This window comes from Brevibacterium pityocampae, assembly GCF_039541555.1.
Classification (GTDB): Bacteria; Actinomycetota; Actinomycetes; order Actinomycetales; family Brevibacteriaceae; genus Brevibacterium; species Brevibacterium pityocampae.
Genome location: NZ_BAABGL010000018.1, coordinates 61,597 through 83,546 on the forward strand (window position 1 = coordinate 61,597; position 21,950 = coordinate 83,546).

Below are 21,950 nucleotides of genomic sequence, written 5' to 3' on the forward strand. Positions count from 1 at the left end.
CCCCTGAGCCCCTGGCGGACCCGCCCGCGCCTCAGGAGAAGTCGAAGCCGAGGCGCCCGAGCTGCTTGGGGTCGCGCTGCCAGTCCTTCGCGACCTTGACGTGGAGGTCGAGGTAGATCGGGGTGCCGAGGAGCGCCTGGATCCCCTGCCGCGCCCGGGTGCCGATCTCCTTGAGCCGCGCACCCCGCTTGCCGATGACGATCGCCTTCTGGCTGGGCCGCTCGACGTAGATGTTCACGTGCACATCCCACAGCGGGTGGTCCTCGTCGCGGCCTTCGCGCGGCCCCATCTCCTCCACCTGCACCGCGAGCGAGTGCGGGAGCTCGTCGCGCACACCCTCGAGCAGCGCCTCGCGGACGAGCTCGGCGACCATGACGGATTCCGGCTCGTCGGTGAGCTCCCCGTCCGGGTACAGTCGGGGCGAGGGCGGGAGGTGACCGGCGAGCACGCTGTCGACGGTGTCGACCTGGAAGTCGTCCTGCGCGGACACCGGCACGATGTCGGCGAACTCCCCGAGCTCGCCGACCGCCATGAGCGCCTGCGCCACCCGCTCCCGGTCGACGAGGTCGGTCTTCGTCACGAGCGCGACGACCGGGGTGCGGCGTGCAACCTGCTGGAGCTGCTCGGCGATGTAGCGGTCACCCGGTCCGATCTTCTCGTTCGCCGGCAGGCAGAAGCCGATGACGTCGACCTCGGACAGGGTGGACACGACGAGGTCGTTGAGGCGCGCGCCGAGCAGGGTGCGCGGCCGGTGCAGGCCCGGGGTGTCGACGAGCACGAGCTGGTGGTCCGGCCGGTGGACGATGCCGCGGATCGTGTGCCGGGTGGTCTGCGGCTTCGCCGAGGTGATGGCGATCTTCGCCCCGACGAGCGCGTTCGTCAGCGTGGACTTGCCGGTGTTCGGCCGCCCCACGAAGCAAGCGAAGCCGGCGCGGTGGCCCTCGGGGACGTCGGGATCGATGAGCGATGTCATGGCGTGACCGCCTCCTGGGTCTCGGTGACGACGACGTGGGTGATGCGGTGGCGGCGGCCCTGGCCGGGCAGCGCGCGGACGCTGAGGCCGGCGATGACCGCCTCGGAGCCCTCGATCGGCACGCGGCCGATCTCCTTGGTCAGCAGCCCGCCGACGGTGGTGACGTCGTCCTCCTCGATCCGCACGTCGAAGTGGTCGGCGAAGTCCTCGATCTGGGTGCGTGTGCTCACGTGGAAGACGCCCGGGGTGATCTCGGCGATGTCGGCGTCGGCGACGTCGTGCTCGTCATCGATCTCGCCGACGATCTCCTCGACGATGTCCTCGATGGTGATGATCCCCGCGGTGCCGCCGTACTCGTCGACGACGACGGCGACGTGGTTGCTCTCGCGCTGCATCTGCCGCAGCAGGTCGTCGACGGCCTTGGTGTCGGGCACGAAGGCGACGGACCGGGCGAGCGCGCGGACCGGCGTGCCGTGCTCCTCCGGGTGCGCGTGCAGCCGGCGGGCGACGTCCTTGAGGTAGAGCACGCCGATGATGTCGTCGACGTCCTCGTCGATCACCGGGATGCGGGAGAAGCCCGAGCGGAGGAACAGGCTCATCGCCTTAGCGAGCGGGATCTCCGCGTCCACGGTGACGAGGTCGGTGCGCGGCACCATGACCCGGTAGGTGCGGGTGTCGCCGAGGTCGAACACGCTCTTGATCATGTCGCGCTCGTCGTCCTCGATGACATCGGCGCGGTCGACGAGGTCGCGCAGCTGCTCCTCGGACACGAACGGGCCGTCGCGGTACACCTGGGCCGGGGTGAGCATGTTGCCCATCCACACGAGCACGCGGGCGAACGGGCCGAGCGCGGTGCGCAGCCCGGCGACGAGCCCGCCGAGGGCGAGCGACACCGACAGCGAACGCCGCCGGCCGATCGTGCGCGGCGAGATCCCGGCGACGACGAACACCGCGATCGAGGCGGTGAGCACGGTGCACAGCACCATCTGCCAGCTCGCATCGAACACCGCGTTGTAGGCCATCGCGACGAACACCGTGGCCATCGCCTCGAACACCTGACGGGAGAAGGTGAGGACGTTGATGTGGGTGGGCAGGTCGGCGAGGATCCGGGCGACCTTGGCGGCGCCGCGGCGACCGTCCTCGACCGCGTCGGCGATCTGGTGATGGGACACCGCCCAGAGGGCGGCGTCCGCGGCGGCAAGCACCGCGGCCACGGCGAGGCAGACGAGCGCGAGGGCGAAGAACAGCAGGATCACGGCGGCTCAGTCCTCCGTCGGCTCGGGCACCGAGGTGCGGCCCGGCTCCCTCTCGGAGAACCAGGTGAGGAGGAGGTGGCGCTGCAGACCGAACATCTCCTCCTTCTCCGCCGGCTCCCCGTGGTCGTAGCCCATGAGGTGGAGCAGGCCGTGGACGGTGAGGAGGAGGACCTCGTCGTGCAGGGTGTGCCCGGCGCGCTGCGCCTGCTCGGCGGCGACGGCGGGGCAGATGACGATGTCGCCGAGCGTGCCCTCGGCATCCGTGTCCCCGGGCCGCAGCTCGTCCATCGGGAAGGACATGACGTCGGTGGGGCCGGGCAGGTCCATCCACTCGACGTGGAGCTCGCTCATCGCCTCCTCGGAGGCGAACCGGACGTACACCTCGGCGGCGGGGTGGATGCCCATCCGCTCGAGCACGTGCGCGGTGAGCTCCTCGACCTCGCGGAGCGCGATGTCGTAATCGGTCTCGTTGCCGATCTCGACGCTCATCCCCTGCTGCCCTTCCGGGACCGGCCGGGCGCGGACTCCTCCGCGGCGGACCACAGGTCGTAGGCGTCGACGATCGCCGACACGAGGCTGTGGCGCACGACGTCCTTGCTCGTGAGCTCGCAGAAGGCGATGTCGTCGACCCCGGAGAGGATGTCGCGGACGACCTTGAGGCCGCTCCGGGTGCCGCCGGGCAGGTCGATCTGCGTGGCGTCGCCGGTGACGACCATCCGGGAGTTGAAGCCGAGCCGGGTGAGGAACATCTTCATCTGCTCCGGCGTCGTGTTCTGCGCCTCGTCGAGGATGACGAACGCATCGTTGAGGGTGCGCCCGCGCATGTAGGCCAGCGGCGCGACCTCGATCGTCCCGGAGTCGAGGAGCAGCCGGATCCGGTCGGGCTCGATCATGTCGTGGAGCGCATCGTAGAGCGGCCGCACGTAGGGGTCGATCTTCTCGTTGAGGGTGCCGGGGAGGAAGCCGAGCTTCTCGCCGGCCTCGACCGCCGGGCGGGTGAGGATGATCCGGGACACGTCCTTGTGCTGGAGCGCGTTGACCGCCATCGCCATCGCGAGGTACGTCTTGCCGGTGCCGGCCGGTCCCACGCCGAAGGTGATGGTGTGGGTGCGGATCGCGTTGACGTACTGGTGCTGGCCGAAGGTCTTGGGCCGCACGGTGCGCCCGCGGGAGGACAGGATGTTCTCGCCGAGCACCTCGGACGCCGAGGCGCCGGGCACCTCCATCCGGTGCACCCGCCCGACGGTCTCCTCGTCGATCCGGTGGCCGGCGGCCACGAGCTTCTTGAGCTCGCCGATCGTCGTGACGAGCGCGTCGACGTCGTCAGTCGGGCCCTCGAGCGTGAGGTCGCGCTCCCGGCAGTGGATGTCGACGTCGGGTGCGAGCTCCTCGAGCACCCGGAGGTTCGCCTCGGCGGGGCCGAAGAGCGCGACGAGATCGATGCCCTCGGGCACGGAGAGCCGGACCTTCGACGGGAGGGATGCGGGGTTCAGGGGGTGTCCTTTCGCTGCGGCGGTGTCCACCGGCGACAGTCTATCGGGTCGCGCCGGGACCGGCAGGGGCCGCGGGCCCGGCACCGGGCTCGGAATCGACGGCGGGCTCGGAACCGACATGAGCATCGGCCCAGCGCCCGAGGAGCATCTGGCACAGGGCGAGGCCGACGGGGCCGGCCGAGGAGGTCCGCAGCACGGTGTCGCCGAGGCGCACCGGCACCGCGCCGGCCTCGGTGCACGCCGCGATCTCCTCCGGGGCGATCCCGCCCTCCGGTCCGACGACGAGGACGATCCGTGCGGTGTCCGCCGGGCGCCGGGCGAGTGCGGTGGGCAGATGCACCGCGGCCTCCTCATGGAGCACGAGGACGTGGTCACCGGGGGCGAACGCAGTGGTCAGCCCGGTGCCGCGGGCGAGCCCGGCGAGCTCGGGAATGCGGCTGCGGCGGGCCTGGAGGGTCGCCGCGCGCAGCGTGTTCTCCCATCTCTGGATCATCTTCGCCTGCTTCTTCGCCGGCCAGTCGGCGATCGAGCGCTGCGCCGCCCACGGGACGACGGCGTCGACGCCGACCTCGGTCGCGGCCTCGATCGCCTGGAGGTCGCGGTCCTGCTTGGCGAGCCCCTGGACGAGCATAAGGCCGGGTGCCGGCTCCGGGTCCCGGGTGCATGCGGTGACCTCGACGGTGAGCGCATCCGGTGCGGCCGCCGTGATCGTGCCGGTGATCCGCAGGCCGCGGCCGTCGACGAGCTGGAGGGGTTCGCCGGTGCGCATCCGGCGCACGCGGACTGCGTGGCCGGCCACGTCGGGCCCGCACGCCACCCGCTCGCCCACCGGTGTCGGGGCGAGCCCGTCGGCGAGGTAGACAGGGAGGCTCACCGGCCGGCGAACCTCTCCCGGATCCGGCTGAAGCGGCTCTTCGACTGCTCGCCGACGATCGCCTCGGGCTCGACCTCGTCGCGCGCCTCGGCGAGCTGCTCGAGCAGCTCCCGCTGCCGGGCGTCGAGCTTGTTCGGCGTCTGCACGACGACGGTGACGAGCATGTCCCCGCGCGAGGAGTGCCGCAGGCGGGTGGCCCCGAGACCGGGCAGGCGCTTGACGGTGCCGGACTGGAGACCGGGCTCGATCTCGATCGTCTGCACGCCGTCGAAGGTCTCGAGCTGGACCGCGGAGCCCAGGGCGGCAGCGGTCATCGGGACGGTGAGCATGCACCGCAGGTGGTCGCCGTCGCGGGTGAAGACCGGGTGGTCGATCACCCGGATCTCGAGGTAGAGGTCACCGGGCGGTCCCCCGCCCGGACCCACCTCGCCCTGCCCGGCGAGCTTGATGCGCACGCCGTCGGACACGCCGGCGGGGATCCGCACGGGCAGTGAGCGCTCCGCTCGGACGCGGCCGTCGCCGCCGCAGCTCGTGCACGGGTCGGTGATGCGGGTGCCGTAGCCGCCGCAGTTGTTGCAGGTCTGATTGGTGACCATCTGGCCGAGCAGGGTGCGGGTCATCTGCTGAATGCTGCCGGTGCCGTGGCACAGCGAGCAGGTCTCCGCCGAGGTGCCCGGCCGGGCACCGTCGCCGTCGCAGGTCCCGCACACCTCGGCGGTGACGATCTCGACGGTCTCGGTGTCGCCGAAGACGGCCGTCTCGAGGTCGATCTCGACCTCGATGAGCGCGTCCTTGCCGCGCCGCTGCCGGGAGGCCGGCTGCGTGCGCCCTGCCCCGCCCATGCCGCCGCCGAAGAACGTCTCGAACAGGTCGGAGAAGCCGCCGAAGTCGCCGCCCCCGAATCCCTGCCCGGAGCCGGAGCCGCCGAGGTCGTAGTTCTGCCGCTTGTTCGGATCCGAGAGGATCTCGTAGGCGACGGCGACCTCCTTGAACTCGGCCTCGTGCCCCGGGTTGACGTCGGGGTGGAGCTTCCGGGCGAGCCTCCGGTAGGCCTTCTTGATCTCGTCGGGGGTGGCGTCGCGGTCGACGCCCAGGGTTGCGTAATGATCGCTCACTCAGAGTCCTTTGCTTATTCCGAGAGGATGACGGAGACGTACTTGGCGACGGCGCGCACGGCGGCCATCGTGGTCGGGTAGTCCATGCGGGTGGGGCCGAGGACGGCGAGCTTCGCCTCGGAGTCGTCGGTGCCGTAGCCGGTGGCCACGACCGAGGTGCTCGCGAAGGACTCGACCGGGTTCTCCCGGCCGATCCGCACGCTCACACGCCCGGTCTCCGCGACCATCGAGGTCAGCAGCTTGAGGAGCACGACCTGCTCCTCGAAGGCCTCGAGCAGGGGGCCGATGTGCGCTCCGAGGTCCCGCCCGGAGCGGGCCAGGTTCGCGGTGCCGGCCATGACGAGCCGGTCCTGCCGGGTCGAGCGGGCGAGATCGGTGACGACCTCGCTGATCGCGGCGGCGACGTCCCGCAGCCCCGGCGGCACGCTCACCGTGTCGCAGGCCGCCGCGACCCGGTCGAGCCGGGTGCGGTGGAGGACCTCGTTGAACGCATCGCGCAGCAGGGCGATGTCGGTCTCGCCGAGCGGCATCCCGGAGTCGACGATCCGCTGCTCGACCTGTCCGGAGTCGGTGATGAGGACGACGAGCAGGCGGTGCGGGGCGATGTCGACGAGCTCGAGGTGGCGCACCTGGGAGGTCGTGGCCATGGGGTACTGGACGACGGCGACCTGGTGCGTGAGCGAGGCGAGGAGGCGGACCGTGCGGTCGAGCATGTCGTCGATGTCGACGGGGCGCTCGATGATCCGTGCGATCGCCCGCTTCTCCGCCGCGGACAGCGGCTTGACCTCGTCGAGCCGGTCGACGAACATCCGGTAGCCCTTGTCGGTGGGGATGCGCCCGGCCGAGGTGTGCGGCTGCGCGATGAGCCCCTCCTGCTCGAGGGCGACCATGTCGTTGCGGATCGTCGCCGAGGACACCTCGAGGCCGTGGCGCTCGACGAGCGCCTTGGATCCGACGGGCTCGTTCGTCGCGACGTAGTCCTCGACGATGGCCCGCAGCACGCGGGCGCGGCGGCCGTCATTCATCGCGCTCCCCCTGTCCGGCTCCCGTTCGACTGCTCGATTCTTCGGCTTTCGACTGTCTGGCACTCCACATGTTCGAGTGCCAATCCTACGCCTGTGGGCGGGTGAGTCCCAAAACCCGGGTGCGGGCGACCTACAGTGGCCTGATGACCTATTCCGACCCCTACGGCCGTGATGTGCTCTCCGCCTCCTCCCCCCGCGCCCGGCGCCGTCCGGAGTCCCGCGAGGTGCCCGTCGCCCCGGGCCTCGTCGTCGAGGATGCAGGGAGCGGCTGGGTGGGCGCGGTCGTCGGCTTCGAGAAGACGAGCGCCGGCCACGTCGTCCACCTCGAGGACCGGCGCGGACGCACGCGCCCGTTCCCGCTCGGCCCGGGCTACCTCATCGACGGCTCCCCCGTGCGCCTCGTCCGCCCCGTCCCGCGCACCCGAGCTCCCGGCCGCACCGCCTCGGGCTCGGTGGCCGTGCCCGAGGCGCGCGCCCGGGTGGCCCGGGGCTCGCGGATCTGGGTCGAGGGCAAGCACGACGCGGAGCTCGTGGAGAAGATCTGGGGCGACGACCTGCGGGTCGAGGGAGTCGTCGTCGAACCGCTCGGCGGGCTCGACGACGTGGCCGACCGGCTCGTCGAGTTCGGTCCCGATGCCGCGCACCGGGTCGGCGTCCTCGCCGACCACCTCGTGGCCGGCTCGAAGGAGATGCGGATCGCCGAGGCGGTGACCCGGGATCCGCGCTACGCCGGTGTCGTGCACTTCATCGGCCACCCCTACGTCGACATCTGGCAGGCCGTCCGCCCGGCCGTCGTCGGGATCGCCGCGTGGCCCGAGGTGCCGCGCGGGGAGGACTGGAAGACCGGGGTGCTCCGCCGCATCGGCTGGCCGGCCTCGGACCACCGGGACGTCGCGCGCGCCTGGCAGCGGATCCTGCGCTCGGTGAGCACGATCGCCGACGTCGACCCCGCGCTCTCCGGTCGGGTCGAGGAGCTCATCGACTTCGTCACGGTCGAGCCCGGAGCGCACTGAGGGGTTCTCGCAGGCTGCTCCCACACCCGTGCGCGGACCGCGGTGTGGCCGAATCGGAACACCCGGAGAATGCGCCGGGCGGCCCGGTGGCATAGCGTAGGGACGTATCGCATCCGTGCGCGCCGCTTCGGAAAGGAAGTCCCCCAGCATGTCGCAGCAGCCCTACGGCCAGGATCCCGGCCGTCCCATGCCCCCCACCTACACCTCCGGCCAGCAGCAGCCCTACGGCTCGCAGCCGCAGGGCGGAGCGGCCTACGGATCACAGCCCCAGCAGCCGTACGGCTCGCAGCAGCCGGCGTACGGCTCCCAGCCGCAGGGTGGGGCCTACGGGTCCCAGCCCCAGGGCGGCGGCGCCTATGGCTCCCAGCCGCAGCAGTCCTACGGCTCCCAGCCGCAGGGCGGAGCGGCCTACGGCTCCCAGCCCCAGTCCTACGGTCAGCAGCAGGCCTACGGCCAGCAGCAGTCCTACGGGCAGCCGGCCATGGGCGGGCTCCAGCAGAGCCGCCCGCCGGGCCCGGGCCTGCGCCACCCGCTGCCCCCGCAGGCCTACGGCCCCGGGTCGCAGAACTTCTGGCAGCCCACCGAGTCGGAGCGCTCGGCGGCGATGTGGACCCACCTCGGCACGCTGCTCATCGGCTGGCTCATGCCGCTCATCATGTTCATCATGAAGAAGGACGAGTCCGCGTTCGTCCGCGAGCACGCCCGCCAGTCGCTCAACGCACAGATCATGAACGCGATCCTGTGCTACGGCATCATGCTCATCAGCCTGCCGCTGATGCTCGTTTTCATCGGCTTCATCACGTTCTGGCTCGCGTTCATCCCGCCGATCATCTACATCGTCTTCGAGATCATCGCCGCCGTCGCCGCGAACAAGGGCGAGGGCTACAAGATCCCGATGAAGGCCGACATGGTCAAGTGACCTGTCGCGCCCCCGCACGCGCCCCGCACCGGATCACCGGAGCGGGGCGCGCGTGCGTCCTGGACCCGGCTAACGCCCCGTACCCGATGTTCCGGACCTGCAACCGGCACCCATGGCACCGGCCCACCGTGGCGGCGTAGTCTCGGAGCAGACGAAAGGAATCCCCGTGGCATACCCGCCCCCGCACGGACACGTCCCGCCCCAGCCGCAGTTCCCGCAGCACGGTCAGCCTCAGCAGGGCCCGTATCAGCAGCATCCCCAGCAGCCCCCGTACCAGCAGCCCATGCGCCCGCCGCCGGGGTCCGCCCGCGCCGGGGTCCCGCTGCGCGGCCCGCATCCGGTCGGCGCGTACGGACCGGGTTCGGCCCGCTACTGGAACGCCGATCCCGACGAGCGGCAGATGGGGATGTTCGCCCACCTCGGCGGGCTGCTCACCGGCTTCATCACCCCGCTCATCATCTACGTCCTCAAGAAGGACGAGTCGCCCTTCATCCGCGACCAGGCGCGCCACTCCCTCAACGCCCAGATCAGCTATGTCATCTGGACGGTCGCCGCGCTGGTGGTGTTCAGCGTCGTCGGGTTCGTCCTCGCGCTCGTGACATTCGGGCTCGGGCTCTTCCTCATGTACGCCGGCTTCCTGCCGCTCATCGCGCTCCTGGCGTTCGAGATCATCGCCTGCATCAAGGCCAACGAGGGTGAGGGCTACCGGATCCCGTTCTCCCTCGACCTCGTCAAGTGATCACCGGCTCACCTCAGTCGAGGTGGTCGGTGAGCACGCGCACGAGGTGATCGGCGAGCAGTCGGCCGGTCAGGGTGGGCCGCCACTGCCCGCGCGCGGCTGCACCGGGCTCGAGCAGCCCGCTCGCCTCGAACTCCGCGACCGCGCTCCGGGCACCTGCCGGCAGCGAGTCCGGCGGGAGCCCGTCGCGGATCCGGGCGGCGAGCATGATCCGCTCGATCTCGCGCGTGGGCCCATCGAGCACCTCGCGTCCGATCGCCGGGGACTGCCCGGCGCGCAGGCGATCGGCCCAGGCCCGGGGATGCTTGGCGTTCCAGAACCGGGTGCCGCCGATGTGCGAATGCGCCCCGGCCCCGTAGCCCCACCAATCGGCGTTGTGCCAGTAGGCGAGGTTGTGACGGCACCGGTGCTCATCGCCGCGGGCCCAGTTGCTCACCTCGTACCAGTCGTAGCCGGCGGCGGCGAGCAGTGAGTCGGCGAGTTCGTATTTGTCGGCGAGGTCGTCCTCGTCGGGCATCGGCAGCTCCCCGCGGCGCACCTGCATGCCCATCCGGGTGCCCGGTTCGACGATGAGCGAATAGGCGGAGATGTGGTCGGGGGTGCAGGCGAGCGCGGCCTCGAGCGAGGTCCGCCAGTCGGCGAGCGATTCTCCCGGCGTGCCGTAGATGAGGTCGAGGCTGACGTCGAGGCCCGCAGCGCGCACCCAGTCGACGACCTCGGGGATCCGCCGGGCGTCGTGGGTGCGGTCGAGGGTGGCGAGCACGTGGGGCACCGCGGACTGCATGCCCAGCGAGACGCGGGTGAAGCCGGCGGCGGCGAGCTCGGAGAGGTACTTCGGGCTCAGTGTGTCCGGATTGGCCTCGGTGGTGATCTCCGCGCCCGGAGCGAGCTCGAACCGCTCCCGGATGTCGGCGAGCACCCCGGCGAGCACGGCGGCCGGCAGCAGGGTCGGGGTGCCCCCGCCGAAGAACACCGTCTCCACCGGACGCCGCGGCACCTCGGCCCGGTCGAGCACGGAGAGGGAGAGGTCGAGCTCGGCGCGGATGCCGTCGCGGAAGTCCGCGCGCGAGGCGCCGGGACCGAGCTCCTCGGCGGTGTAAGTGTTGAAGTCGCAGTAGCCGCACCGGACCCGGCAGTAGGGCACGTGGACGTAGAGGCTCAGGGAGCGCTCCCGGGCACCGGATGCGGCTGCGGGCGGGAGTGCGCCGTCGAGCGGCGGGGTGTCCCCTTCGGGCTGTGCGGGCATCCACCCATCGTGGCACATGTGCACAGGCCGGTCAGCCGCCTATGATGTGGGGTACGTCGCTACCCGGAGGGAATGCATGTCCGCCCCGTACAGCTCGCCGTCGTCCGAACCGCACCGCTCCCCCGCCGGAGAGCCGATGCCGGCCGACGACCGCGGGATATCCGCCCCGCGCACCTGGCGCACCGCGGGCCTGTCCGAGCACCCGCCGGCGGCGGCACCCGCTCCGGTCTCCTCGACGCATCCGCCCGAGCGCGAGATCCGGTTCGTCGACTTCCCCGGGATCGAGGTGACGAGCACCGGCGTGCACACACCGGCCGGCACGATCCCCCTCGACCAGGCGCGCTTCTTCCTCGCCGACCGGACGTGGACCACTCGCAGCACCCCGGGCTGGGCGATCGCGCTGGCGATCGGCGGATTCTTCGTGGTGACGTTCTTCAGCCTGCTGTTCCTGCTCGCCAAGGACGAGCGGACGACGGGCTATGTCGACGTCACGGTGACCGGCGCCGGGGTGAGTTACACATCCTCGGTGCCGATCGCCTCGGCGCGGGCACGCGCGGAGATCCACTCCCGCTGGGCCTACGCCCAGCAGCTCGCCGGGCGCATCTGAGACCGGCCGCGGGGCCGACGGCTACTTCTTGGCGGACTTCGAGTCGTCGGTGGAGAGCGCGGCGATGAAGGCCTCCTGCGGCACCTCGACCCGGCCGACCATCTTCATCCGCTTCTTGCCCTCCTTCTGCTTCTCGAGCAGCTTGCGCTTGCGGCTGATGTCGCCGCCGTAGCACTTGGAGAGCACGTCCTTGCGGATCGCGCGGATCGTCTCGCGGGCGATGATGCGCGAACCCACGGCGGCCTGGATCGGCACCTCGAACTGCTGGCGCGGGATGAGGTCCTTGAGCTTGCCGGCCATGAGCACCCCGTAGGAGTACGCCTTGTCGCGGTGCACGATCGAGGAGAAGGCGTCGACGGGATCCCCGTGGAGGAGCACGTCGACGCGCACGAGGTCGGCGACCTGCTCGCCGTCCATGTCGTAGTCGAGGGAGGCGTAGCCCTTGGTGCGGGACTTGAGCTGGTCGAAGAAGTCGAACACGATCTCCGCCAGCGGCATCCGGTAGCGCAGCTCGACGCGGTCCTCGGACAGGTAGTCCATGCCCTGCATCTGCCCGCGCTTCGACTGGCACAGCTCCATCACCGCGCCGACGTAGTCGCTCGGCAGGAGGACGGTGGCGCGCACCATCGGCTCGCGCACCTCGCGGACCTTGCCGTCGGGGTACTCCGAGGGGTTGGTCACCTCGTGCTCGGTGCCGTCCTCCATGGTGACGTGGTAGACGACGCTCGGGGCGGTGGAGATGAGGTCGAGGTCGAACTCGCGCTCGAGCCGCTCGCGGACGATCTCGAGGTGGAGCAGCCCGAGGTACCCGCAGCGGAAGCCGAAGCCGAGCGCGGCCGACGTCTCCGGCTCGTAGACGAGCGCGGCGTCGTTGAGCTTGAGCTTGTCGAGCGCGTCGCGCAGCACGGGGTAGTCGGAGCCGTCGATCGGGAACAGTCCGGAGAACACCATGGGCTTGGGGTCCCGGTAGCCGCCGAGGGCCTCCTCGGCGGGCTTCCGGGCGGCCGTCACGGTGTCGCCGACGCGCGACTGGCGGACGTCCTTGACGCCGGTGATGAGGTAGCCCACCTCGCCGACGCCCAGGCCCTTGCTCGGGGCGGGCTCGGGGGTGGAGGCGCCGATCTCGAGGAGCTCGTGGGTGGCCTGCGTCGACATCATCACGATCTTCTCCCGCGGCGAGAGCTGCCCGTCGACGACGCGGACGTAGGTGACGACACCGCGGTAGGTGTCGTAGACGGAGTCGAAGATCATCGCGCGGGCAGGTGCGTCGGCATCGCCCTGCGGCGGCGGGATCTCCTCGATGATGCGGTCGAGGACCTCCTCGACGCCCTCACCGGTCTTCCCGGAGACGAGCAGGACCTCCTCCGGCTCGCAGCCGATGAGGTTCGCGAGCTCCGCGGCGTACTTCTCCGGCTGCGCCGCCGGCAGGTCGATCTTGTTGAGCACCGGGATGATCGTGAGGTCGTTCTCCATCGCCAGGTAGAGGTTGGCCAGCGTCTGCGCCTCGATCCCCTGCGCGGCGTCGACGAGCAGCAGCGCGCCCTCGCAGGCGGCGAGCGAGCGGGACACCTCGTAGGTGAAGTCGACGTGGCCGGGGGTGTCGATCATGTTGAGCGCGTACGGGGTGCCGCCGACCGCCCAGGGCATCCGCACCGCCTGGGACTTGATGGTGATCCCGCGCTCCCGCTCGATGTCCATCCGGTCGAGGTACTGGGCGCGCATGTCGCGCTGCTCCACCACGCCGGTGATCTGCAGCATGCGGTCGGCCAGCGTCGACTTGCCGTGGTCGATGTGCGCGATGATGCAGAAGTTGCGGATCAGCTCCGGCGGCGTCGAGGCGACCGCGATCTGGGGGACTGCGGACGCGCTCACCTGAGGTGCCATTGACGTGGGTTCCCTTTCTTCTGGACCGAACACTCATTGTTCCACACCGGCACCGCCGCGCCGACTCGCACCGGGGCCCGCGCCTGCCGCGGGGACGCCGTCCTAGACTGGCGGCATGCCGACCGAGGAGCCTGCACCCGATCCGCTGTCCGTGATGTCGTACAACCTGCGCTACCCGGCGCTCGACCGGAATCCGTGGCGCCGCCGCCGGCCGGTCGCCGCGGCGATGCTCCGGGAGTCCGCGCCGCACCTCGTCGGCTCCCAGGAGGGGGTCCACCGGCAGCTCACCGAGCTCGTCGACGGCCTGCCGGAGCACTACGCATGGCTCGGCGAGGGGCGCGAGGGCGGGGACCGCGGTGAGTTCACCGCGGTGATCTACGACTCCCGCCGGATCGGCATCGACCACGTCTCCGTCGAGTGGCTGTCCGAGCGGCCGCGGGTCGCCGGCTCGGTGTCCTGGGGCGCGCGCACTCCTCGCACCCTCACCGTCGTCGACTGCACCGACCTGCTCACCGGCACCGACCTGCGCTTCCTCAACACCCACCTCGATCACCGCTCCGAGCGCGCCCGCGAGCACTCCGCCGACGCCCTGCTCGCCGCGGTCGCCGGCGCCGGCGGACGGGCGTGCATCCTCACCGGGGACTTCAACGTGTCCCAGGATTCGGCGATCCACGCCCGCCTGCTCGACGAGGGCGGGCTCGCGGACGCCGTGACCGGGGCCCCCTCGCCGGACGCGGACATCAACACCTTCCACGCGTACCGAGGGCCGAAGCGGGAGGGGAATCGGATCGACTGGATCCTCCACTCCCGCGAGCTGCGTCCGGTGCGCACCGCGGTCAACCTGTTCGGCCGGGGGAAGCAGTACCCCTCGGACCATTTCCCCATCGAAGCCGACTTCGTCCCCGCCTGAGCCGGGAGTGAGCTGCGCCCGCCCGGTATCGTGGAACGCATGAACTTCAAGAATCTCGCTCGGCGCGCCGTCAACGCCGGGGTGCGCAGCGGTGTGCGCTATGCGACCCGCAAGCTCCGGGACCCGGCCGCCCGCAATGCACTCGGTGGTCTGCTCGGCGGGCGCGAACCCGCCCAGGTCCTCGAGGAGTACCGCGACCGACCGGACGGCCGCACGCGCGCCAGCGGCGCCCGCGCCGGAGCGAAGCGCTCCGGCTCCGCAGCGAACCCGCCCGCACCCGCCGGACCGCGCGACGGCTTCGACCGCGCCAAGCCGGCGCCCCGCTCCCGGCCCAGGCAGCGCTTCCCGCAGCGTCCCGCCGGCGGCTACCCGGGCGACCACACCGGCCCGATCCGGCCCGTCTACGCCCCCGACCTCGACGGCGACGCCGATCCCGGGGAGGTCGTGTGGGGGTGGGTCCCCTACGAGGAGGACCACACGCAGGGCAAGGACCGGCCGGTGCTCATCATCGGCCACGAGGGCCGCTGGCTGCTCGGCCTCATGCTCACGAGCAAGGACAATGTGCCCGGCGGGGTCGGCGAGGTCCGCTCCGACGGGCGGTCGCGCTGGATCAACATCGGGAGCGGCGACTGGGACTCCCAGGGCCGGCCCTCGGAGGTGCGACTCGATCGGGTCATCCGGATCGACGACCACGCCGTGCGGCGCGAAGGGGCGATCATGCCGATGGAGCTGTTCTCCCGCGTCGTGTCCGAGGTGCGCGCCGGCACCTGAACCGTGTAGTCTGGTGTGCTGTATGTTCACCACGGTGTGTGTCTCACCTTGGTCGGGTGGACGTACACCTGCTCAGCATTGAGTGACGCTCGTGTTTCCCCGCGATGTCGTCCACCGGTGGGCGGGCAGCCCTCACGACCATCCATGAACACGAACACGAAAGAGTGTCGAAGTTGGCAAACATCAAGTCCCAGATCAAGCGGAACCTGACGAACGAGAAGGCCCGTCTGCGCAACAAGCAGGTGCGCACCGAGGTCAAGTCCGTCACCCGCGTCGTGCGCGAGCAGGTCGAGGCCGGCAACGCCGATGAGGCGAAGACCGCTCTCCAGGCGGCCTCGCGCAAGCTCGACAAGGCCGTGTCGAAGGGCGTGCTGCACAAGAACACGGCAGCCAACCGCAAGTCGAAGCTGGCGAAGCTCGTCAACGGTCTCTGAGCCGCTTCCCACGCGCAGAGCCGGTTCCCGCAGTGCGGGGGCCGGCTCTCGTCATGTCCGGGCCCGCGGGCAGTGCCAGACGCAGTGCCGGGACTGGAGACGGGCTCAGTGCCGGCGGGCCTGCGCGCTCACCCGGGTGACGAGCCGTTCGACGGCGTAGACCGGGTCCCGGCCGGCGCCTTTGACCTCCTCGTCCGCGCGGGCGACCGCGAGGAGCGCCTGGCCGAGTGCGAGGTCGTTCCAGGAGCGGAGGTCGCGGCGGGCGCGGTCGACCTGCCAGGGGGCCATCTTGAGCTCCGAGGCGAGCTGGCCGGGACTGCCGGAGACCCCCTGGACGCGGGCCATGGTGCGCAGCTTGAGCGCGAGCGCGGCGACGAGCGGCACCGGGTCGGTGCCGGTGGCGAGCGCGTGACGCAGCAGCGTGAGGGCCTCCGCGGAGCGGCCGGCGACCGCGGCGTCGGCGACCTTGAAGCCGGTCGCCTCGACCCGCCCGCCGTAGTAGCGATCGACCATCGCCTCGGTGATCGGCCCCGTAGTGTCCTGGAGGAGCTGCTCGATCCCGGCGTTGAGCTCGGACAGGTCCGCGCCGAGCGCGCTCATGAGCGCGGCGAGGGCCGGGGGCTCGATGGTCCGCTCGGCGCGCTTGAACTCCGCGAGTGCGAAGTCCTGGCGGTCGGATTCGCTCTTCATCACCTGTGCGTCGATACGCGGGTAGCCGGCCTTGTCGATCGCGGTGAGGAGCTTGGAGCCGCGGTTCCCCCCGGAGTGCTTGAGGAGGACGACGGCGTCCTCGTTGACCTCGCCGACGTAGGCCAGTGCGTCCTGGAGGAAGTCGTCGCCGCACTGGGCGACGGAGTCGACGATGACGAGCTTGCGGGTGGCGAACAGCGACGGGGCGGCGGCCATCGCGAGGTCGCCGGCCTCGTAGCGCACGGCGTCGAGGTGCGTGGTCTCGAGGTCCTTGTGCTTGCGGCAGGCCGCGACGATGCGGTCCTGCGCCTTGCGCACGAGCACGGATTCGCCGCCGGAGATCACGACGACCGGCGCCGGCTTGGCGCGGGTCCACGGCACGAGGGTCTTCTTGGCTGCCACGTGCTCCACCCTACCGGTGGGCGCGGACACGGGACTCCCTCACACCGGGCATCGCGCACCTCCCCCGGCGGCCGCGACCCGCGGGCCCGGGGTGAGCGCGAGCGTGCCGCACTCGTCGGTGCGCAGTACGGGTGCGGTGCCGAACGCCGCGAGGCTGCCGGCACTCGGGTGGCCGTAGCCGTTGTCCTCCCCCACCGACACGACGCCCAGGCGCGGTGCGGCCGCGGTGTAGAACTCCGGGCTGAGATCGCTCGAACCGTGGTGCGGGGCGAGCAGCACGTCGACGGGCGGCACGGTGCGGGCGAGCCGGCGCTGCTCGGCCTCCCCGATGTCCCCGGGGACGAGCACGGTGAGGCCGGGCACAGTGACGAGGACGACCGCGGAGGAGGCGTTCGTGTCCTCCGCTGCGTCGTCGTCCGCCGTGCCGCCGGCTCTCGCACTACCGTCCGGCGCCGTCCCCGTGACTGCTGATCCCGTGCCTGCTGACCCCGCCGGTGGCCAGAGGATCTCCCAGCTCGCCCGGCCCGCGGAGAACCGCGCTCCCGCCTCGACCTCGGTGACGGGGACGCCCGGGTGCGCGCCGAGGAGCGCACGGGCCCGCCGGTGTCCTCCGGCCCCGGCCGGGAACTGGATCGCGGTGAGGCTGCGGCCGCGCACCACGCCGGGGTGCCCGGCGACGTGGTCGGCGTCGAAGTGGGAGACGAGCAGCTGCACCTCGCGGATCTCCGCCGCCGACAGGCAGGAATCGACGGTGGCGGAATCCGGTCCGGTGTCGATGAGGAGGGCCTGCTCGGCTCCGAGCCGCACGAGGGTCGCGCTCCCCTGCCCGACGTCGCAGACGAGGACCTGCCAGTCCGCCGGCACCCGCCGGTGCACCACCGGGAGGAGAGTGCCGGCGAGCAGGCAGAGGACGAGCACCGCGGCGCCGATGGCGGGGCCGGCCCCGAGGCGGAGGAGGACGGCGAGAGCGAGCCCGAGCGCGGCAACGGCGGCCAGGACGATCCCCAGGGCACCGGTGGGCCACGGCCACACCGCGGCGGGCAGCTCTGTGCCCACCCGGGCGAGCCTGGCGATCCACCACGCGCACCCCGTCGCCGGCAGTGCGAGCAGTGAACCGCACAGCTCGATGGCTGCGAGCACGGGTCCGGCGGCCGCTGCGGCGAGCAGTCCGAATGCCAGGACGAGCATCCCGAGCAGGGTCGCCGGTGCGACGAGCGGGGCGGCGAGCACGTTCGCCGGGACCGCCCAGGCGCTCAGGGTGCCGCCGATTCCGAGGAGAACCGGGGTCACCCCGATCTGTGCGGTGATCGGCACCGCGAGGGCGGCGGCGACCGGATAGGGCACCCGCCGGGCCTGCAGCAGCTCGGTGAGCCCGGGGCCGAGGAGCACGAGGGCCGCGGTGGCGGCGACGGAGAGGTGGAAGCCCGGTTCCCCGGCGAGAGCGGGCCGCAGCACGATCACCCCGATCACGGCGCTCGCGAGGACGGCCGGGCCCCGCGTGCCGGTGCCGCGCAGGAGCACGATCGCACCGACGAGGCCCATCCCGGCGGCCCGGATGACGCTCGGCTCGGGTCCGACGACGAACACGTAGCCGGTGGTGACGACCACCGCGGCCCCGATCGCCCAGCCGCGTCCCGCTCCGGTGCGCCGCACCGTCCACATGACGCCGAGGGCCACGATGGAGATGTTCGAGCCGGACACCGCGGTGAGGTGGGCGAGCGACACCGTGCGCATGTCCTCCTCGAGGCCGGGAGCGAGCCCCTCGACGTCGCCGACGACGAGCCCGGGGAGCAGCCCCGCCCCGTCATGGTCCCGGGCTCCACCGAGTGCCGCCGCTCCGCCGTCCGCCCCTTCACCGAGCGCGCAGCGGGCGAGGAAGCCGCGCACCTCTGCGCGCAGCCGCCACGCCGGGCCCGGCTCCTCGAGGACGGTGAGCGGCGCGTCGGCGAACAGGGCCGCGGCGGCCCCCTCGGGCTCGATCCGTCCGGTCACGTGCACCCGGGAGCCGGCGGGCGGGAGCGGCTCGCGGGAGATCACGGTGACCGGACCGGCGGCGGTGCGCAGCTGGGCCCGGTGCGCACCCGAAGGCCCGGTGACGGGATCGGTGAGGACCGTCGCCTCGCCGGCGTACTCCCCCGGTGCATCGGGCACGACGGTGCGCGCGGTCCACACCCCGGCGCTCACCGCGGCGGCGAGCAGTCCCACCGACAGCACCCAGGCCAGCAGGCCGCGTGCGCGGACCGCGCGCCTCAACAGGAGCAGCGCGGCGGCCAGGGTGCACAGGAGCGCGGCGACGACGGGCGCCCAGCCGTGCACGGGGACCACGGCAGCCACCCAGGCGCACGTCGCGGCGAGGACGAGCCGGGTGGTCGCGGCCCGTTCGAGGAGCCAGGTCCTCACGGCGCTCATACCGTCACCAGGTCACGGAGGCGTGCGAGGGTCGCGTCTCCGATCCCCGGCACGTCGATGAGGTCGTCGACGGCGGCGAAGGGCCCGTTCTCGGTGCGGTGGGTGATGATCGCCTCCGCCGTGGCCGGGCCCACGCCGGGCAGCGTGTCGAGACCGGCGGCATCGGCGGTGTTGATGTTGACGAGCGGCTGCCCGGGCGGTCCGGGACCCGGCCCGGCCGGCGGTGCGCCGGGCGCCGGTGGGACCGCGGGCGGTGCAGCAGGTGCCGCGGGTGCGGCTCCCGGTGCGTCCTCGCCGTGGGCGGGCACGATGATCTGCTCGCCGTCGGTGAGCACGCGGGCGAGGTTGATCGCACTCGTGTCGGCGTCGTCGGTAGGGCCTCCGACGGCGGTCAGGGCGTCGGCGACCCGGCTGCCGTGCGGCAGCTGCACGACCGCGGGGCGCGCGACGGCGCCGACGACGTGGACGGTGATCTCCACCGGCGCGCTCGTCGCGGCAGCCGGGCCGGACTCGGCAGTGCTGCTCGCCGCCACCGGCTCGCCGACCGGCAGTTCCGCGGGCTCCTCCGTGGGGGCCAGCACCACGAAGGCGACGATCCCGGCGAGCACGACGCCGAGCACGGCGAGGACGGCGAGCTTCGCCGGCACCGGTCGGGAGCGCGGAGCGGGATCCTCCTCGGGCTCCTCGTCCTCGGGCAGCCAGCCGTGGGTGCTGCTCCGTCCGACGAGGAGGGCGAAGCGGTCGTCCGGTGAGGGTGCCATGCGCCCGAGATTAGGTCTCGGGACACCGCGGATCACCCGTCACCCCGGCCCTGTGGACGGCACCGCGGCCGTCCACCGCAACCGACCGCAGGCGTGGCCGGGGCTGTGACCCGAGGACGGGCCGGGACTCAGCGGGCCGGTGTCAGGGGCGCGTCTGCACGGCGACGCCGAGCGCGCCAGGGCCCACGTGGGCGGTGATCACCGTGGAGAGCACCTCGGTGCGCACCACGGTGCCGGCGGGGAGATCCGCGGCGGCGAGCTTCTCCTGCATCCGCCGCACCCCGGCCCCAGCGGTCTCCGGGGTCGACTCGGGGTGGAGGAGGACGACCTCGAGCGCGGCGTCGGCCGCCCGCTCCCGGTACTCCGCGCAGGATTCCGCGACGAGCGCGACGAGCCGGTCCTCAGCCTTCGCCATCGTCCGCACCCGGGCCAGCGGCACCACCGCGCCCTCGCGCAGCCCGAGCACCGGGGTGATCGCGAGCGCCCGCCCGAGCAGCGAGGCAGCTCGGCCGATCCGGCCGCCGCGCCGCAGGTACTCGAGATCCTCAGGGACGAAGAAGGTGCGGGTCTCGGCCTCGCACCAGTCGGCGACCTCCCCGGCGACGGCCGTCGGCGGCAGGTCGGAGGCGATGCCGGCGACGGCGACCGCGACCGCTCCGGCGAGGCCGGCCGAGGTGGTGCGGGAGTCGATGAGGTGCACGGTGAGCTCGGGGTGCTCGGCCGCAGCGGCGACCGCCGAGCCGTGCGTGCCGGAGAGCACCGCGGGCAAGGTCAGGACGAGCACCTCGGCCGCACCGCGCTCCGCGAGCTCGCCGAGCGCGGCGGAGAACGCCTGCGCGCTCGGCATCGACGTCTGCACACGGGCGCCGGAGCGCATGTGCTCGCACAGCTCGTCGGGCGACCATCCGCCGTCGGCGCGCATCTCCTCGCCCACCTCCACGCTGAGGTCGACGACGCGGAAGAGACCGCCGAGCGCCGCCTCGAGCTCCGCACGCCGGGCGGCGGACAGCTGGGCGGTGGAGTCGACGACGACGGCGGTGCTCATGGCCGACCCAGCGCCCGATACGTCCAGCCGGCTGCGCGCCACTGCACGGGGTCGAGGACGTTGCGGCCGTCGACGATCGCCCGGCCGCGCACCAGGTCCGCCGCGTGCTCGGGCTCGAGCTGCCGGTACTGCGGCCATTCGGTGAGGAGGAGCACCGCGTCGGCATCGCGCAGCGCCGTGTCGAGGTCGGGCTCGTAGCCGAGGTCGGGGAACATCCGGCGTGCGTTGTCGATCGCCTGCGGGTCGGTGACGGTGACGGTGCCGCCCTGGAGGCTGATGAGGCCGGCGACCGCGAGCGCCGGCGAGTCCCGGACGTCGTCGGAGTCGGGCTTGAAGGCGGCTCCGAGGATGGTGATGTGCTTGCCGATGAACGAGCCGTGGACGACTTCGCGGGCGAGGTCGACCATGCGCACCCGGCGGCGCATGTTGATCGAGTCGATCTCGCGGAGGAACGCGACCGCCTGGTCCGCGCCGAGCTCCCCGGCCCGGGCCATGAACGCCCGGATGTCCTTGGGCAGGCAGCCGCCGCCGAAGCCGAGGCCGGCGTTGAGGAACTTGCGGCCGATCCGGTCGTCCATCCCGATCGCGTCGGCGAGCAGCGTGACGTCCGCCCCGGCGGCCTCGCACAGCTCGGCCATCGCGTTGATGAAGGAGATCTTCGTGGCGAGGAAGGAGTTCGCCGCGGTCTTGACGAGCTCGGCGGTCGCGTAGTCGGCGACGAGGCGCGGGGTGCCGGCGGCGAGCGTCGCCGCGTACACCTCGTCGAGCGCAGCGGTCGCCTGCTCGCCGGCCGCGCCCTCGGGCACGCCGTAGACGAGCCGGTCCGGGGTCACGGTGTCCTCCACCGCATGGCCCTCACGGAGGAACTCGGGGTTCCACGCGAGCTCGGCGCCGGTGGGTCGGATGAGCTCGGCGAGGCGGGCGGCGGTGCCGACCGGCACGGTCGACTTGCCGACGACGAGGTCCCCGGCCTTGAGGACCGGGAGCAGCGATTCGACGGCGGCGTCGACATAGGTGAGGTCGGCGGCGAACTCGCCGCGGCGCTGCGGGGTGCCCACGCACACGAAGTGGACGGTCGCCTCGGCGGCCGCCGCGATGTCGGTGGTGAAGGTGAGGACGGCCGGGGCGTCGGCGTCGTCGCTCTGCGCGGAGGCGAGCAGCTCCTCGAGGCCGGGCTCGAAGAACGGCGCACGCGCGGCGGAGAGGGACTCGATCTTCGCCTCGTCGACGTCGACGCCGACCACGCGGTGTCCGAGCGACGCCATGGCCGCGGCGTGGACCGCGCCGAGGTACCCGCATCCGATGACCGAGATCGTGCTCATGTTCCACCTGTCCTTGTGTTCGCTGTCGCGGCGGCGGGGCCCGCCGCCTCCCAGCATAGAGC

21 protein-coding genes are annotated in these 21,950 nt (G+C 72.2%); 7 read left to right on the top strand and 14 right to left on the bottom strand.

All coding sequences use genetic code 11. The features are described from left to right. Positions 1-31 precede the first annotated feature (31 nt). The 7 genes from era to hrcA are packed head-to-tail and all read right to left on the bottom strand — an operon-like array spanning position 32 to position 6,736. Entirely contained in the window at positions 32-973 is a 942-nt protein-coding gene (era, locus tag ABD883_RS11565) for a GTPase Era (protein ID WP_137319853.1), read from the bottom strand. Further along, complete coding sequence (locus tag ABD883_RS11570) at positions 970-2,229, bottom strand: hemolysin family protein (protein ID WP_345032237.1); 1,260 nt, start codon at positions 2,227-2,229, stop codon at positions 970-972. Before ABD883_RS11570 ends, era begins: the two co-directional genes overlap by 4 nt. 6 nt (positions 2,230-2,235) lie before the next feature. Then, positions 2,236-2,718, bottom strand: a complete 483-nt coding sequence (gene ybeY, locus ABD883_RS11575; protein ID WP_265808803.1) for an rRNA maturation RNase YbeY — start codon at positions 2,716-2,718, stop codon at positions 2,236-2,238. Continuing rightward, positions 2,715-3,752 carry a PhoH family protein gene (locus ABD883_RS11580; protein WP_247618777.1) on the bottom strand — a complete coding sequence of 346 codons (1,038 nt, stop codon included), beginning with the start codon at positions 3,750-3,752 and terminating at the stop codon, positions 2,715-2,717. The genes ybeY and ABD883_RS11580 overlap by 4 nt, the downstream gene beginning before the upstream one ends. 10 nt (positions 3,753-3,762) lie before the next feature. Beyond that, complete coding sequence (locus tag ABD883_RS11585; RefSeq protein ID WP_345032240.1) at positions 3,763-4,596, bottom strand: 16S rRNA (uracil(1498)-N(3))-methyltransferase; 834 nt, start codon at positions 4,594-4,596, stop codon at positions 3,763-3,765. Beyond that, on the bottom strand, positions 4,593-5,711 hold the full coding sequence (gene dnaJ / locus ABD883_RS11590) for a molecular chaperone DnaJ (protein WP_247618775.1): 1,119 nt from the start codon (positions 5,709-5,711) through the stop codon (positions 4,593-4,595). The genes ABD883_RS11585 and dnaJ overlap by 4 nt, the downstream gene beginning before the upstream one ends. A gap of 14 nt (positions 5,712-5,725) precedes the next feature. Then, on the bottom strand, positions 5,726-6,736 hold the full coding sequence (gene hrcA / locus ABD883_RS11595) for a heat-inducible transcriptional repressor HrcA (protein ID WP_137319858.1): 1,011 nt from the start codon (positions 6,734-6,736) through the stop codon (positions 5,726-5,728). A 143-nt stretch (positions 6,737-6,879) separates the two neighbouring features. Here hrcA and ABD883_RS11600 point away from each other — a divergent pair, with 143 nt between their 5' ends. The 3 genes from ABD883_RS11600 to ABD883_RS11610 all read left to right on the top strand — a co-directional run bounded on the left by ABD883_RS11600 (position 6,880) and on the right by ABD883_RS11610 (position 9,407). Continuing rightward, positions 6,880-7,749: a DUF3097 domain-containing protein gene (locus tag ABD883_RS11600; RefSeq protein WP_345032243.1), complete on the top strand. Its 870-nt coding sequence runs from the start codon at positions 6,880-6,882 to the stop codon at positions 7,747-7,749. A gap of 148 nt (positions 7,750-7,897) precedes the next feature. After that, a complete protein-coding gene (locus ABD883_RS11605; protein WP_247618773.1) occupies positions 7,898-8,668 on the top strand; it encodes a DUF4870 domain-containing protein in 771 nt (256 codons plus the stop codon). Between the two features lie 166 nt (positions 8,669-8,834). Then, on the top strand, positions 8,835-9,407 hold the full coding sequence (locus ABD883_RS11610; protein ID WP_137319860.1) for a DUF4870 domain-containing protein: 573 nt from the start codon (positions 8,835-8,837) through the stop codon (positions 9,405-9,407). A gap of 13 nt (positions 9,408-9,420) precedes the next feature. Here ABD883_RS11610 and hemW read toward each other — a convergent pair whose 3' ends face one another. Next, a complete protein-coding gene (gene hemW / locus ABD883_RS11615) occupies positions 9,421-10,653 on the bottom strand; it encodes a radical SAM family heme chaperone HemW (RefSeq protein ID WP_265808798.1) in 1,233 nt (410 codons plus the stop codon). Between the two features lie 76 nt (positions 10,654-10,729). Here hemW and ABD883_RS11620 point away from each other — a divergent pair, with 76 nt between their 5' ends. Next, entirely contained in the window at positions 10,730-11,260 is a 531-nt protein-coding gene (locus ABD883_RS11620) for a hypothetical protein (RefSeq protein WP_137319862.1), read from the top strand. A 21-nt stretch (positions 11,261-11,281) separates the two neighbouring features. Here the strand turns inward: ABD883_RS11620 and lepA are convergent, their stop codons facing one another. Beyond that, positions 11,282-13,144, bottom strand: a complete 1,863-nt coding sequence (lepA, locus tag ABD883_RS11625) for a translation elongation factor 4 (protein WP_345032249.1) — start codon at positions 13,142-13,144, stop codon at positions 11,282-11,284. Between the two features lie 115 nt (positions 13,145-13,259). Between lepA and ABD883_RS11630 the strand changes: the two genes are divergently transcribed. The 3 genes from ABD883_RS11630 to rpsT all read left to right on the top strand — a co-directional run bounded on the left by ABD883_RS11630 (position 13,260) and on the right by rpsT (position 15,259). Next, positions 13,260-14,054: an endonuclease/exonuclease/phosphatase family protein gene (locus ABD883_RS11630; protein ID WP_345032251.1), complete on the top strand. Its 795-nt coding sequence runs from the start codon at positions 13,260-13,262 to the stop codon at positions 14,052-14,054. 39 nt (positions 14,055-14,093) lie between these two features. After that, a complete protein-coding gene (locus ABD883_RS11635) occupies positions 14,094-14,825 on the top strand; it encodes a type II toxin-antitoxin system PemK/MazF family toxin (protein WP_345032253.1) in 732 nt (243 codons plus the stop codon). A 173-nt stretch (positions 14,826-14,998) separates the two neighbouring features. Beyond that, positions 14,999-15,259 carry a 30S ribosomal protein S20 gene (gene rpsT, locus ABD883_RS11640; RefSeq protein WP_247618769.1) on the top strand — a complete coding sequence of 87 codons (261 nt, stop codon included), beginning with the start codon at positions 14,999-15,001 and terminating at the stop codon, positions 15,257-15,259. 105 nt (positions 15,260-15,364) lie between these two features. Here the strand turns inward: rpsT and holA are convergent, their stop codons facing one another. From holA to ABD883_RS11665, 5 genes are all read right to left on the bottom strand, one after another. After that, on the bottom strand, positions 15,365-16,351 hold the full coding sequence (gene holA / locus ABD883_RS11645; RefSeq protein WP_137319867.1) for a DNA polymerase III subunit delta: 987 nt from the start codon (positions 16,349-16,351) through the stop codon (positions 15,365-15,367). Between the two features lie 39 nt (positions 16,352-16,390). Continuing rightward, the gene (locus ABD883_RS11650) at positions 16,391-18,760 is read right to left on the bottom strand and encodes a ComEC/Rec2 family competence protein (protein ID WP_345032257.1); all 2,370 of its coding nucleotides are present in this window, start codon (positions 18,758-18,760) and stop codon (positions 16,391-16,393) included. Beyond that, positions 18,757-19,521, bottom strand: a complete 765-nt coding sequence (locus tag ABD883_RS11655) for a ComEA family DNA-binding protein (RefSeq protein ID WP_247618766.1) — start codon at positions 19,519-19,521, stop codon at positions 18,757-18,759. The genes ABD883_RS11650 and ABD883_RS11655 overlap by 4 nt, the downstream gene beginning before the upstream one ends. Positions 19,522-19,663: 142 nt before the next feature. Then, a complete protein-coding gene (locus tag ABD883_RS11660) occupies positions 19,664-20,566 on the bottom strand; it encodes a DegV family protein (RefSeq protein ID WP_345032259.1) in 903 nt (300 codons plus the stop codon). Further along, positions 20,563-21,888: a UDP-glucose dehydrogenase family protein gene (locus ABD883_RS11665; protein ID WP_137319871.1), complete on the bottom strand. Its 1,326-nt coding sequence runs from the start codon at positions 21,886-21,888 to the stop codon at positions 20,563-20,565. Before ABD883_RS11665 ends, ABD883_RS11660 begins: the two co-directional genes overlap by 4 nt. Positions 21,889-21,950 lie beyond the last annotated feature (62 nt).